Origin of the sequence: Streptomyces sp. NBC_01428 (assembly GCF_036231965.1) — a bacterium.
Classification (GTDB): Bacteria; Actinomycetota; Actinomycetes; order Streptomycetales; family Streptomycetaceae; genus Streptomyces.
Window position 1 is genome coordinate 8,771,809 of the sequence record NZ_CP109499.1, and the last position, 12,460, is coordinate 8,784,268.

Sequence of the window (12,460 nt, forward strand, 5' to 3'; positions counted from 1 at the left end):
CACACCCCGGACGCAAGGAATTCGCCATGAGTGCTCTGGAAGAGCCGCAGGACCCCGCCCTCACCGTCCACCTCCACGGCAGCGGCGGCGCGATCAAGGGCTGGGTGGTCGTCGACACGCTCGTCGACGGTCTGGCCATGGGCGGCACCCGGATGACCACCGGGGTGACCGAGGAGGAGGTCGCCGGCCTGGCCCGGGACATGACCGAGAAGTTCACCCTGGCAGGGCTGCGCATCGGCGGGGCCAAGGCCGGAATCGTCTCCGACGGCACCGACCGTGAGGAGACGTTCCGCACCTTCGGCCGTACGGTGAAGCCGCTCCTGCACGGCGGCATCCACCTCGGCATCGACATGGGCGTCACCCCCGCCGACCGCGCCGTCTTCTTCGCCGAGGCGAACTACGACCCCCGCTACCGGCTCGGCGCCCCGGACATGCCGATCGACTGGCGTACGTACTACGAGCCCCTGATCGACGCCACCGGCCACGGCGTCGGAGTCGCCGCGATCACCGCCCTGGAGGCGAGCGGCCGCACCGAGCCCGCCCGGGTCGTGGTGCAGGGCTTCGGCGCGGTGGGCCGGGCGGTGGCGCGGTTCCTGGAGGACCGCGGACACGTCGTCGTCGGTATCGCGGACGTCCAGGGCACGATCAGCGCCGACCGGCTGCCGGTGGCCGAACTCGTCGCCGTCACCGACCAGTTCGGCCGCATCGACCGCAGCCGCCTCCCGCAGGGCGTCCGGCTCTCCGGCGAACCCGACGCCTGGCTGGACGTCGACGCGGACATCCTGATCCTCGCGGCGCAGAAGTACGCGCTCACCGCCGAGAACACCCACCGCCTGCGGGCCGGCCTGGTGGTGGAGGGCGCCAACCTGGCCTCCAGCGCGGCCGCCAAGGAGAAGGTGGCCGCCTCGGGGGCGGCCCTGGTCCCCGGAGTGATCGCCAACATCGGCGGCGCCGCCTCCGCCGCCCTCGCCGTCACCCGGGTCGTCCCCTTCGACCTGCCCGCCGAGGCGCGCAAGGCGTGGGTCTTCGACTGGGTCGGTGACCGGGTGCGGCAGAACACCCGCGACCTGCTGGAGATCGCCGCCGCCCGCGCCGGCAACCCGCTGCCCGAACTGCTGGCCGCCCGCAGGAAGGACCGCTGATGAGCACGCCTGTCACGACGCGGGCGGGGACGACGGCGGGGGAGCGGACCGCTCCTGCGACCGGGGCGGTCCCGGAGGAGCGCGCCGCCGAGTACCGCCGCCGCGGCTGGTGGCGCGAGGAGACCTTCCTCGACGACCTCCACCGCCAGGCCGCCCTACGACCGCGCAGGCTGGCCGTCGCGGGCCGGCGCGTCGCGGAGTCCCGCACCGACACCCTGGACTACGCCGAGCTGAACCGGCTCACCGACCGGTTCGCCCTGGCCCTCCTCGAACTCGGCGTGCGACCGGGCGACTTCGTGGCCGTACAGCTCCCCAACCGATGGGAGATGGTGCCGCTGATCTTCGCCTCCATCCGCGTCGGCGCCGTCATCATCCCCATCTCGCCCATCTGCACGGAGGAGGAACTCCGCCACCGCCTCGGCCTCACCGGGGCCCGCGTGTGCGTCACCCTTCCCACCTGGGCGGACACACCCCTGGCGGAGATCGTCACCCGGCTCCAGGGTGAACTGCCCTCCCTGGAGCACGTGTTGGTGGTCGACGGCCCGGTCCCCGAGGGCGCGCTCCCCTTCCACGAGCACTTCGTGGCGGAGGAACGGGAGGAGCATGAGGGCGCCGCCGCCCGACTGGACGGGCTGGCCCTCGGCGCGGACGATCCGTTCGTGGTGCTCTTCACCTCCGGCACCACGGGCCTGTCCAAGGGTGTCCTGCACAGCCAGAACACGGTCCACTCGGCCGTACGCGGCTACGTCGACGCGTTCGGGGCGGGCGACGACTGGGTGGCGGCCGTGTCCACACCCCTGGTCCACTACTCGGGGTTCGCACAGGGTGTCCTCGCCGGCGTCATGCTGGGCGGGACGGTCGCCTTCCAGGACGTACGCCGCAACGAGGCGCTGCTCGACCTGGTCGAGCGGTACGGAGCGACCCTCCTGTACGGACCGCCCGCCACACTCGCCGACGTCGCCGCGTCCCAGCGGGCCGAGCGGCGCGACACGAGCACGCTGCGGCACGTGGTGATCGGCTCGGCCCCGGTCCTGCGGGAGTTGTCCGACGAGGTCCACGAGACGCTCGGAGCCCGCGCCCACTCCCTGTGGGGCATGTCCGAGAACGGTCCCGTGACCACCACCCGGCCCGAGGACCCGGCAGGGTGGGCGGCGCGGAGCAACGGCACCGCCATCGACGCGATGGAGACCCGCATCGAGACGTCCCCGGAGTTCGGGGTGCCGGAGGCCTCCGGCACCCCGGGTTCCGTGGGCCGCCTCAAGGTGCGGGGCGCGTCCCTTGCGCTCGGCTACCACCGGCGCCCGGAGGCGTTCGCGGCCGAGCTCGGCGCGGACGGCTGGTTCGACACCGGGGACCTCGCCCGCGACGACGGCAGGGGCGGTATCCGCATCATCGGACGGGCCCGCGACGCGGTCCTGCGGGACGGCCAGGTGGCGCCGATGACCGAGCTGGAGGCGGTGATCGGCAGCCATCCCCAGGCCGTCGAAGCCGCGCTGGTCGGTCTGGAGCCGCCGGCCGGCCACACGGCAGCCGGGCCCGGGAACGTGATCGTCGCCGTCGTCGTCCCGCGCGACGGCCGGGGCCCGACCCTCCAGGAGGTACGGGACCGGGTCGCGGAGGCAGGTCACGACCGCCGCTTCCTGCCGGACCGGCTGGAGCTGGTTCACGCGCTTCCGAAGACGCTGACCGGCAAGGTCCGCAAGGCGGAACTGCGCGAGCGGTACACCGTGCCGTCGCCGTCGCCGTCCTCATCACCCGTGCTCTGAAGGCACTTCACCCCTGTCGCCCGACCCCCGATCGCTGGAGCTGTCATGCCCCACCCCGCACCGGTTCCCATGTCGGCGACCCTCGCCGCCGACGAGGCCCTGGCCCGACGCCGCAGGGCCGGGGAGCAGGTCCTGCCGATGGCCAGCGGGGAGATCGGGCTGCCCGTCCTGCCCGCGCTCAGGGACCGGCTCGCCGCCGCCGCGGCCGAAAACGCGTACGGCTCCGTCGCCGGAAGTCCCGCCCTGCGTAAGGCCGTTGCGGGGTACTGGGAGCGGCGCGGCCTGGGCATCGACCCGGGACTCGTCGTCGCGGGACCCGGCAGCAAGTCCTTGCTGTTCGCGCTGCTCCTCGCCATCGGCGGGGACGTGATCGTGCCGGTCCCGAGCTGGGTCAGCTACGCGGCGCAGGCACGGCTGGCGGGGGCGCGGCCCCTCCCCGTCCCGATCCTGCCGGGACAGGGCGGGGTCCCCGACCCGGACCGGCTGCGCGAGGCGGTCGCCGACGCCCGGGCCGCCGGTCGGGACCCGCGGGCCGTGGTCGTGACCACGCCGGACAACCCCACCGGCACGGTCGCCTCCGCCGACACCGTACGACGGCTCGCCGACGCGGCACGCGAACTGGACCTGGTCGTGGTCTCGGACGAGATCTACCGCGATCTGGTGTACGACACCTCCGCGCCGGCCGTCTCCCCGGCCCTGTTCGCGCCGGAGCGGACGGTGGTCACCACCGGCCTGACCAAGAACCTGGCGCTCGGCGGCTGGCGGACGGGAGTGGCGCGGCTGCCCGACAGCGAGGCGGGGCGCGCCCTGCACACCCGGCTCGTCGCGATCGCCAGCCAGATCTGGTCGAGCCCGCCCGCGCCGGTGCAGACGGCGGCCGCGTACGCGTTTGCGGAGCCGCCCGAGATCGTCGACCGCATCACAGCGAGCAGGCGCCTGCACGAGAAGGTCGTACGGGCGGTCGCCGCCCGTTTCACAGCCGCAGGCGCGCAGTTGGCCCCCGTCGCCGCGACCTGCTACCTCTACCCGGACTTCGAGCCCCTGCGGGAGCACCTCGCCCAGGCACACGGTGTGCGCGACGGGGACGCCCTGGCCGGCCTCCTCTCGGAGCGCCACGGGGTCGGAGTCCTTCCCGCGAGCGCCTTCGGGGAGCCCGGCAGCCCCCTGCGGATCCGAGCGGCGACAAGCCACTTCTACGGCGACACCCACGAACGGCGCACCGCCGCGCTGGACGCCGGGGAGCCACTCGACCTGCCCTGGATCCGGGAGTCGGTCGACCGGGTCGGCGAGGTGCTCGCCGACCTGACGGGCGCGCGGGCGCCCGCGCTTCTCCCTCACCCCTGATCCGTCTCAACCCACCCACGCACAAGAGGAGTCACCCGTGTCCCACCCTCACCTGCCCGTCCTCTTCGAGGCGTTGTACAAGGGCGCACGCCACGTCGGCTTCGGCCGTCCCGAGGACGGTGCCCAGCAGACCCTGTACCGCGTGCGGGACGGCGGGACGGCCGCCGCGTTCATCGCCACGGACGGTTCGGAGGACGCCCTGCGAACCGCCCTCGCCGAGGGCGCCGAGACCGTGACCGTCACCGCCGGGGACCCGGAGGTGCAGCTGCTGCCACCGCTGTTGCCGGCGGCCACGGGCAACGCCCTGCTGAGCGGCTTCATGGGTACCCACAAGAAGAAGTGGGGCGGCGAAACAGCCCCTGAGGGCGGGGAGTTCACCCCGCCGAAGTGGTTCTTCAAGGGGTTCGGCGACTGGGTGCGCCTGCCGGGCGAGGCCTTGAACGTGCCCGCGCACCCCGTCGCCCTCATCGAGGAACCCGAGGTCGCCCTGGTCTACGTGAACGACGCCGAGGGCACGCCGCACTACGCGGGCTACACCTTCGGCAACGACCTGTGCGACATCGGCCTGCACCGCCAGGACCCGGGCTACAACCCGTACTGCAAGCTGTGCGACACCGCGCTCACCCCCTGGCTGTTCCTCGGCCCGCCGCCGCGCACGGTGACGGGGCGGGTCACCATCGTCCGGGACGGCGCGACCGCCTGGGAGGGCTCCTTCGACTGCGGCGACGACGCCCTCTACTACCGGGTGCAGGACATGGCCGACCACCTGTTCACGTTCCCGGCGGTGCGACGGCCCGGGCTGGTCAACTACGTCCTCCTGGGCGCGGACGAGGCGAGCTTCCACGACGGGTTCCGTATCGCCGACGGCGACCGCATCGCCATCGACGTGAAGAGCCACGGCGTGGCCTTCGAGAACCAGGTGCGGTACGTCTCCCCGACCCTGTCCACCACCCCGGCCGCAGCTCCGGCGCCCCTCGCCGCGGCGGCGCCGGAGCGTGTCACCACGGCATGAAAACCTCGTGAAGCGGGGCCGGTCGAGCTGTGCAGACGTCGACCGGCCCGTGCACGCTCTGAGAGCGACCATCCCGCCCCGCCGTCCGACCTCGCAGGAGGAGACCGAGCCGTGCCCGCCACCCGCAAGAAACAGGTGCACCTCGCAGCCCAGCTGCCCGGCATCCACAACGTCACCGTCTGGTCGGACCCGCGCTCCGAGAGCCAGATCTCCATCGACTCGTTCATCCGGCTCGCTCAGACCGTCGAACGCGGCAAGTTCGACTTCTTCTTCCTGGCCGAGGGCCTGCGTCTGCGCGAGCACAAAGGCCATGTCTACGACCTGGACATCGCGGGACGCCCGGAGAACCTGACCGTGCTCAGCGCCCTGGCCGCCGTCACCACGCACCTCGGCCTCGCCGCCACGGTCAACGCCACCTTCAACGAGCCGTACGAGGTGGCACGCAGGTTCGCCACCCTGGACCGGCTCAGCGGCGGGCGGGCCGCCTGGAACGTGGTGACCAGCTACGACGCCTTCACCGGCGAGAACTTCCGCCGGGGCGGCTTCCTCCCGGAGCCCGATCGCTACACCCGGGCCGCCGAATTCCTCGGTACGGCGCGGCAGTTGTGGGACAGCTGGGCCGAGGGCGACCTGCGGGCCGACACCGTCACGGGGGAGTTCGCCACCGCCGGGGCCGGCCGCTTCGCCCATCGGGGCCGACACTTCGACATAGCGGGCCGGTTCACGACCCCGCCCGGGCCGCAGGGGCACCCGGTGATCATCCAGTCCGGAGAGTCCGACGCGGGCCGGGAGTTCGCCGCGTCCGACGCCGAGGTCATCTTCAGCAAACACAGCAGGATCGACGCGGCACGGGACTTCTACCGGGACGTGAAGCGCCGCCTCGCCCCGTACGGCCGTGGGCCCGACGATCTGCTGATCCTCCCCACCGCCAACGCCGTCGTCGCCGACACCGACGCGGAGGCGGCCGCCTACGCCGAGGAGATCAGCCGTGAACTGGTGAGCCCGCAGACCGCGATCGCCCACCTGGAGGCCGTCTGGGGCCGCGACCTGTCCGCGTACGACCCCGACGGACCGCTCCCCGACATCGAGCCCGAGGACGACGCCCACCTCCTGAAGGGGCACTCCGTGTTCCGCAACGGCAGGGCTGAGACGGCCCGGCAGTGGCGCAAGCTCGCCGAGGAGCGGAACCTGTCGATCCGGGAGCTGGTCATCGAGGTCGGCGGCCGTCAGACCTTCGTCGGCAGCCCGCGCACGGTCGCCGACGCCATCGACCACTACGTCCAGACAGGGGGCGCCGACGGCTTCGTCCTCGTCCCCCACCTCACCCCCGGCGGCCTGGACGACTTCGTGGACCGCGTGGTGCCCCTGCTCCAGGAGAAGGGCGTCCACCGGGACGACTACACCGGCAGCACGCTCCGCGACCACCTGGGCCTGTCCGGCGCACCCCGCCCGGCCGGCTGGGGCGGACCGGCCCCGCGCGACGACAAGGAGACCTCCGCATGACGGGCACGACCCCCGCCGACGACCCGACGGGCACCCCCGGCGCCCCGTTGCACCTGGCCGTCGCGCTCGACGGCGCCGGCTGGCACCCGGCCGCCTGGCGCGAGGAAGGCGCCCGGCCAGGCGAACTCCTCACCGCCGCGTACTGGGCCGACCTCGTCGCGGAGGCCGAGCGCGGCCTGCTCGACTTCGTCACCCTCGAGGACGCCCTCGGACTCCAGTCCGCCGCCTTCCACCGGCCCGACGACCGCACCGACCAGGTCAGGGGCAGCATGGACGCGGTGCTGCTCGCCGCCCACCTCGCCCCCCTCACCACCCACATCGGCCTCGTCCCGACCACGAACGTCACCCACACCGAGCCGTTCCACCTGGCCATCGGCATCGCCACACTCGACCACGCCGCCAAGGGCCGCGCCGGGTGGCGCCCGCAGATCTCGTCGCGTGCCGCCGACGCCGCCCACTTCGGCCGTCGCACCACCCCCCAGCTCACCGACGAGGACGTGACCGACTCGGAACGGATAGCGGCCCGGCTGCGCGACCTGTTCACGGAGGCCGCCGAGGTCGTGGAGGCCGCGCGACGGCTCTGGGACAGCTGGGAGGACGACGCGGAGATACGGGACGCGCCCACCGGCCGGTTCATCGACCGCGACAAAGTCCACCACATCGACTTCCAGGGCGCGAACTTCAGCGTGAAGGGGCCCTCGATCACCCCGCGCTCTCCCCAGGGACAGCCCCTGGTGGCCAGCCTCGCGCACGCCTCCACCCCGTACGAGTTCGCGGCCCTCAGCTCCGACGTCGTCCACATCACCCCGCACGACAGGCCCGGCGTCGCGAAGATCCTCGCCCAGGTCGACGAAGCGGTGGTCCGCACCGGCAGAGACGTGACGGAACGGCCGCTACGGACCTTCGCGGACCTGCTCGTCCTCATCGACGACGAACCCGGCGCCGCCGCCCGCCGCAAGGCCCGCCTCGACGAGGCGGCCGGCACCGGACTCGCCTCCGACGCCGAGATCTTCACCGGCACCCCCGCCGAACTCGCCGATCTGCTCCTCGACTGGCGCTCAGCGGGCCTCGACGGCTTCCGGCTCCGCCCGGCGACCCTGCCCCACGACCTGACAGCGATCACCCGCGGCCTGGTTCCGGAGCTGCAGCGCAGAGGGGTCTTCCGCCGGCGCTACGAATCCACCACCCTGCGCGGCCACTTGGGCCTTCCCCGTCCCGCGAGCCGTTACGCGACAGCGGGTTGACGAGAACCGCCGTGGACGAGGGCCCCTGAAAGGGCCCTCTCCTGCGCTTCAGGGCGTCAGGACGACCCTGCCGAACACCGTGCCGGCGTCCATGTCCCGGTGGGCCCGCTCTGCCTGGTCCAGCGGCAGGACGTCGTGCACGACCGTGCGCAGGTCGCCGCGCGCGGCAGCGGCGAACTGGGACGATCGCACGGCCCGGCGTGCGGAGGCGGGCACGGTGTCGGAGCTGAACGTGGAGAACGACAGCGACCGGCGGAAGGCGTCCATCAAGCGCATGCCGAAGTCCGCCGGCGGCTGACCGCCGACCACTCCGACAGCGATGTACCGGCCGTTGGAGTTCAACCTGTCCAGGAACAGGGGAAGGTGGGTACCGCCCACGACGTCGATCACCACGTCGAAACCCGACGGGGCGTCCCGGCCGCCGTCACCGGCGCGGTCGAGGACATGGGTCGCGCCCAGGTCCCGCAGGCGCGCGCCACGTTCCGCCGACGAGGTGGTGACGGCCACCGCACCCGCGCCCCCCGTGGCGGCAAGCTGGACGGCGGTGATCCCGATGCTGCCCGCCGCCCCACGAACGAGCACCGTTTCACCGGGCGCGAGGCGGGCGCGGTCCAGCGCGAAGTGGGCGACCGCACCGGAGCCGCCGAGCGTCACCGCATCGGCGCCGGACAGGCCGTCCGGCAGCGGCAGGACGTCCTCGACCGAGGCGACGGCCTGCTCGGCGTATCCGCCGGACAGCCCGGTGAACGCCCACACGCGCCGTCCCATCCAGGAGGCGTCCACGCCCTCGCCCAGCGAGGTGACCCTGCCGGCCACCTCGCTGCCCGGCAGATGGCCTGGCTGGAAGCCGTACGCGGCGAGTGTGCCGCGGCGGATCACCGCGTCCACGCCGCCCACCCCGATGGCCTCCGTGGTGATCTGCACCTGGCCCGGTGCGGGGACGGGTGCAGGCAGGTCCACGACTTCCAGACCGTCAGGGTCTCCGAACCTACTGATCACGACGGCTTTCATCTCTGCTCCTCAACTGTGTGAACGGTCGGGTCGCGGACCGCCGTCGGACCGTAACGGACGCCCCCGTCCGTTTGGCTAAAGTGAGAGACCATGACCGACCGTTTGTCTCACCCCACGCGCTCCGACGCCCGCGACAACAGGGCCCGCATCCTGGAGACGGCTCGCGCGGTGTTCGGCGAGGAGGGCCTCGGCACGCCTCTGCGCGAGGTCGCGCGGCAGGCAGGCGTGGGCCCCGCCACGTTGTACCGGCACTTCCCGACGAAACAGGCGCTGATCGTGGACGCCTTCGCGGAGCAGAGGGGAACCTGTCACGCGGCCGTACGGGACGCCCTCGCGGACCCGGACGCGTGGCGTGGATTCCGGACCCTCATCGAGCGGATCTGTGAACTCCACGCTCACAGCAGGGGATTCGCCGACGCCTTCATGGCGACCTTCCCCGAAGCGATGGACTTCGCCGCAGACCGGGAGCGCACCCTGCGCGCGGTGGCCGAACTGTCCCGACGCGCCCAGAAGACCGGCCTGCTCCGCCCCGGCTTCGTCGTCGACGACCTGGTCCTCATGCTCATGGCTCACCGAGGGCTTCAGGACGCGCCGCGCGCCGCCCGGTACGTGGCCTCCCGACGGTTCGCCGCCTACGTGATCGAGGCGTTCCGCGCGGCACCGGAGACGGGAGCGCCGACGCCGCTGCCGCCCGCACCCCACCTGTAGGGCGGGAGCGGGGCCAGAGGGCGTGATCCGCCTGTGCCACCGTAACGGGAGCAGACCCTGACCGACACCGGGGTGAGCGGTGCTCCCTGTACCCCTCGCTCAGTGGTCCGTCACGGGATAGGAGACGAAGGCGAATCGCCGACTGTCGGGCGCCCAGCTGGTGACGTTGAGCGTGCCCTGGCCCCCGAAGAGCGGGAAGGTGCGAAGAGGCGTCTCCCACGCATCGGTTGCGACGAGGTGCACCTCGACATGGACGTTCTCGGGGTGGCCGAGCGTGCCGGGCGGGAAGGCCACGTACGTGGCGAAGCGGCCGTCGGGGGACAGGTGCGGGAACCAGTCCACGGTGTCGGACGCCACCAGGCGTTCCAACGTGCCGCCCGCGGCGGGAAGCCGGGCGAGCTGCGCATGCCCGGGGACCGATGCGAACGCCTCGGTGTTGAGGTGGATCCACTCGCCGTCGGGGGAGAATTCGGGGCCGTCGACATGACCGGTGCCGGTGACCACGAACCGGCCCGGACCGCCCTCCGCGGGCATGAGCGCGAGGCGTCCGTCGACTCCTGCCGTGTTGCGCGGTATCGCCACGTAGGCCAGCGTGTCGCCGTCCGGGCTGACCCCGTGCAGGAAGTGCAGCAGACCGTCGTCGCCGGTGAGACGGGATCCGGTGCCGCCGGTCGACGGGGCGCGGTAGAGGTGCCCGTCCATCCCGGACAGGAAGACGTGCCTGCCGTCGGGCGACAGAACGTGGTCGTTGTTGACCGGCGGCACGCCGAGGAGAGGGATCTCCACGAGTTCGGGGCCCTGTCCCGCCAGGTCCAGCCGCCACAGCCTGCCGTCGCCGTTGAGCAGCAAATGGGCGCTGTCGGCCGACCAGTTGGGAGCCTCCAGGAGCAGATCCGAGGTCTCGTAGGCGAGTTCGGGGACGGAGGAGTCGGCGGAGGCGATCCATACGCAGGTGCGCTGTCCGCCGACGAGATTCCGGGGACGCATGCCGGTGTCGTCGTCGACAGCGGACCGGGAAGGGGAGTTCGTGGCTGTGGTGGGTCGAGTGTCGGCCATGCCTGTTTCCCGTCTTCTCGCCGTTGGCCGCGCGGTCGTACGCGGTGTCCCGCTGCCGTCGACGTCATCGGGCGGCCGTCGCGGCGCCGACGCTCTCGTCGAACGACGGCCGGTGTGCGCCTCGAGGATGGTCGGCTTCGGCCGGTGACGGTGTCAAGGCGTGCCGAGTCCCGGGGCTCCGGAATGGTCTTGACCAGGGGAGCTCGCGCCGTCTACCTTCGCGCCCTGGTCATAAGAACATGGCCATGCCATCGGGGTGGCTCGGCCATCCAGCAGGGGGGATCCATGCACTACTACACAGACGTCCTCAAGAAGTACGCGTCGTTCCAGGGCCGGGCCAGACGGAGGGAGTACTGGATGTTCGCTCTCTTCAACGGCATCATCGCGTTGGTCCTGGTCGGCCTGGCCGCGGCCACGAAATCGACGGCTCTGTACGTCCTCTACGCCGCGTACATCCTTGCGGTGGTCCTGCCGTCGCTGGGCGTCCTCGTCCGTCGGCTGCACGACACGGGCCGCTCGGGCGGCTGGTTCTTCATCAGCTTCGTGCCGTTCGTCGGCGGGCTCGTGCTCTTCATCTTCATGGTCCTGGAGGGCAACCGGGGGCCGAACGAGTACGGCCCCGACCCGAAGGGCGCCGATGTGTACCCGGGTGCTGCGGGGCCGTACGCCGGCTGAGGTGCGGAGGCCGTACGCCGAGTGACCTCGGTGGCAACAGCACGGTCGCGTGGGTGGGTGAGGGATCCGCGCGAGGGGTGGGGTAGAACAGTTGCGGGGTGTCCGCCGGTCACGGACGGGCACCTCGGACAGATCAGCCGGGAGTTCCCGGCGCTATGCGAAGGACAGCAGTATGGCCAGCGGCATTGTGAAGTGGTTCAACTCCGAAAAGGGCTTCGGCTTCATCGAGCAGGACGGCGGCGGACCGGACGTCTTCGCCCACTACTCCAACATCTCGGGCAACGGCTACCGGGAGCTGAACGAGGGCGAGCACGTCACCTTCGATGTCACGCAGGGCCAGAAGGGCCCCCAGGCGGAGAACATCGTCCGCGGCTGACGACCGGGACAACGCACGGGACGGCCCTGGGCTCCACGAACCCAGGGGATCACTTCCTGTCGCGTTGCCCGAGCAGGGGTCCGGCGTGGCGCCGGACCCCTGCTGTGGTCCTCCGGACACCTGACATCGTCCTTTACGGAGCGAAGTGCACAGCCTCGAAACTTCCGACCGGCTCCCGCCCTGTTCCCGTTGCGGCGGGGACCTTCTCGTGAGCTGCATCGCGCCGAGGAACGACGCCACCGGCCGACCGATCCACCTTCAGCTGTGCAGCCCGTGCGACGGTGGGAAACCCGCCGCCGGTGCCTTCCTGTTCTGGTTCGCCTCAGGCGGCGGACACGACATGGAGCGTGGCGAGGAGGGCGCGCGCTGTCTGCGGGAGTGGACGCGAGAAGCGATGGCCGAGCACGGCTGGCACTGGCAGGGAGACGATCTGACGACGGCCGTCCTCGCCTCCGACGTCGCCCATGACGAAGCGGCCGCCCGCGACCTCAGGAATCCGGGCACGTCCGAAGCACAGGACGCGACGAACTCTCCGCAGCGCCAACGCGACACTCCATGCGTCGAGTTGGCGGCGGACGACCTCAACGGCCCCGAGCAGCGCTAGTTCCTGTCCGGCCGACCCC

Annotated in this window: 12 protein-coding genes; 10 read left to right on the top strand and 2 right to left on the bottom strand. The window is 72.1% G+C overall.

Going from position 1 to position 12,460, the window contains the following annotated elements:
• Positions 1 to 26: 26 nt before the first annotated feature.
• From OG406_RS38195 to OG406_RS38220, 6 genes are all read left to right on the top strand, one after another.
• Positions 27 to 1,142, top strand: coding sequence for a Glu/Leu/Phe/Val dehydrogenase dimerization domain-containing protein (locus OG406_RS38195; RefSeq protein WP_266852683.1), 1,116 nt, complete (start codon positions 27 to 29; stop codon positions 1,140 to 1,142).
• A complete protein-coding gene (locus tag OG406_RS38200; RefSeq protein ID WP_329190370.1) occupies positions 1,142 to 2,908 on the top strand; it encodes an AMP-binding protein in 1,767 nt (588 codons plus the stop codon). Before OG406_RS38195 ends, OG406_RS38200 begins: the two co-directional genes overlap by 1 nt.
• 45 nt (positions 2,909 to 2,953) lie before the next feature.
• Positions 2,954 to 4,252, top strand: a complete 1,299-nt coding sequence (locus OG406_RS38205) for a pyridoxal phosphate-dependent aminotransferase (protein WP_329190372.1) — start codon at positions 2,954 to 2,956, stop codon at positions 4,250 to 4,252.
• Positions 4,253 to 4,289: 37 nt separating this feature from the next.
• Positions 4,290 to 5,264 carry a fumarylacetoacetate (FAA) hydrolase gene (locus OG406_RS38210; protein WP_329190373.1) on the top strand — a complete coding sequence of 325 codons (975 nt, stop codon included), beginning with the start codon at positions 4,290 to 4,292 and terminating at the stop codon, positions 5,262 to 5,264.
• A gap of 111 nt (positions 5,265 to 5,375) precedes the next feature.
• Positions 5,376 to 6,767 carry an NtaA/DmoA family FMN-dependent monooxygenase gene (locus OG406_RS38215; RefSeq protein WP_327410808.1) on the top strand — a complete coding sequence of 464 codons (1,392 nt, stop codon included), beginning with the start codon at positions 5,376 to 5,378 and terminating at the stop codon, positions 6,765 to 6,767.
• Positions 6,764 to 8,011: an LLM class flavin-dependent oxidoreductase gene (locus OG406_RS38220; protein WP_329190376.1), complete on the top strand. Its 1,248-nt coding sequence runs from the start codon at positions 6,764 to 6,766 to the stop codon at positions 8,009 to 8,011. The genes OG406_RS38215 and OG406_RS38220 overlap by 4 nt, the downstream gene beginning before the upstream one ends.
• 48 nt (positions 8,012 to 8,059) lie before the next feature.
• On the opposite strand, the gene OG406_RS38225 is transcribed toward OG406_RS38220, so the two are convergent.
• A complete protein-coding gene (locus tag OG406_RS38225; protein ID WP_329190378.1) occupies positions 8,060 to 9,022 on the bottom strand; it encodes a zinc-binding dehydrogenase in 963 nt (320 codons plus the stop codon).
• Positions 9,023 to 9,112: 90 nt separating this feature from the next.
• Here OG406_RS38225 and OG406_RS38230 point away from each other — a divergent pair, with 90 nt between their 5' ends.
• Positions 9,113 to 9,730: a TetR/AcrR family transcriptional regulator gene (locus OG406_RS38230; protein WP_329190380.1), complete on the top strand. Its 618-nt coding sequence runs from the start codon at positions 9,113 to 9,115 to the stop codon at positions 9,728 to 9,730.
• Between the two features lie 99 nt (positions 9,731 to 9,829).
• On the opposite strand, the gene OG406_RS38235 is transcribed toward OG406_RS38230, so the two are convergent.
• A complete protein-coding gene (locus OG406_RS38235; RefSeq protein WP_327410812.1) occupies positions 9,830 to 10,786 on the bottom strand; it encodes a TolB family protein in 957 nt (318 codons plus the stop codon).
• A 285-nt stretch (positions 10,787 to 11,071) separates the two neighbouring features.
• Between OG406_RS38235 and OG406_RS38240 the strand changes: the two genes are divergently transcribed.
• From OG406_RS38240 to OG406_RS38250, 3 genes are all read left to right on the top strand, one after another.
• Positions 11,072 to 11,461, top strand: a complete 390-nt coding sequence (locus OG406_RS38240; RefSeq protein WP_266610063.1) for a DUF805 domain-containing protein — start codon at positions 11,072 to 11,074, stop codon at positions 11,459 to 11,461.
• Between the two features lie 172 nt (positions 11,462 to 11,633).
• Positions 11,634 to 11,837 (top strand): cold-shock protein, encoded by a 204-nt coding sequence (locus tag OG406_RS38245; RefSeq protein WP_081222292.1) that lies wholly within the window; start codon positions 11,634 to 11,636, stop codon positions 11,835 to 11,837.
• A 145-nt stretch (positions 11,838 to 11,982) separates the two neighbouring features.
• A complete protein-coding gene (locus tag OG406_RS38250) occupies positions 11,983 to 12,441 on the top strand; it encodes a DUF6300 family protein (RefSeq protein WP_327410813.1) in 459 nt (152 codons plus the stop codon).
• Positions 12,442 to 12,460 lie beyond the last annotated feature (19 nt).

What these genes read in the sequence shown, in the direction of transcription:
- OG406_RS38195 (WP_266852683.1), top strand. Translation starts at nt 27, where the DNA reads ATGAGTGCTCTGGAAGAGCCGCAGGACCCCGCCCTCACCGTCCACCTC.
- OG406_RS38200 (WP_329190370.1), top strand. Translation starts at nt 1,142, where the DNA reads ATGAGCACGCCTGTCACGACGCGGGCGGGGACGACGGCGGGGGAGCGG.
- OG406_RS38205 (WP_329190372.1), top strand. Translation starts at nt 2,954, where the DNA reads ATGCCCCACCCCGCACCGGTTCCCATGTCGGCGACCCTCGCCGCCGAC.
- OG406_RS38220 (WP_329190376.1), top strand. Translation starts at nt 6,764, where the DNA reads ATGACGGGCACGACCCCCGCCGACGACCCGACGGGCACCCCCGGCGCC.
- OG406_RS38225 (WP_329190378.1), bottom strand. Translation starts at nt 9,022, where the DNA reads ATGAAAGCCGTCGTGATCAGTAGGTTCGGAGACCCTGACGGTCTGGAA.
- OG406_RS38230 (WP_329190380.1), top strand. Translation starts at nt 9,113, where the DNA reads ATGACCGACCGTTTGTCTCACCCCACGCGCTCCGACGCCCGCGACAAC.
- OG406_RS38235 (WP_327410812.1), bottom strand. Translation starts at nt 10,786, where the DNA reads ATGGCCGACACTCGACCCACCACAGCCACGAACTCCCCTTCCCGGTCC.
- OG406_RS38240 (WP_266610063.1), top strand. Translation starts at nt 11,072, where the DNA reads ATGCACTACTACACAGACGTCCTCAAGAAGTACGCGTCGTTCCAGGGC.
- OG406_RS38245 (WP_081222292.1), top strand. Translation starts at nt 11,634, where the DNA reads ATGGCCAGCGGCATTGTGAAGTGGTTCAACTCCGAAAAGGGCTTCGGC.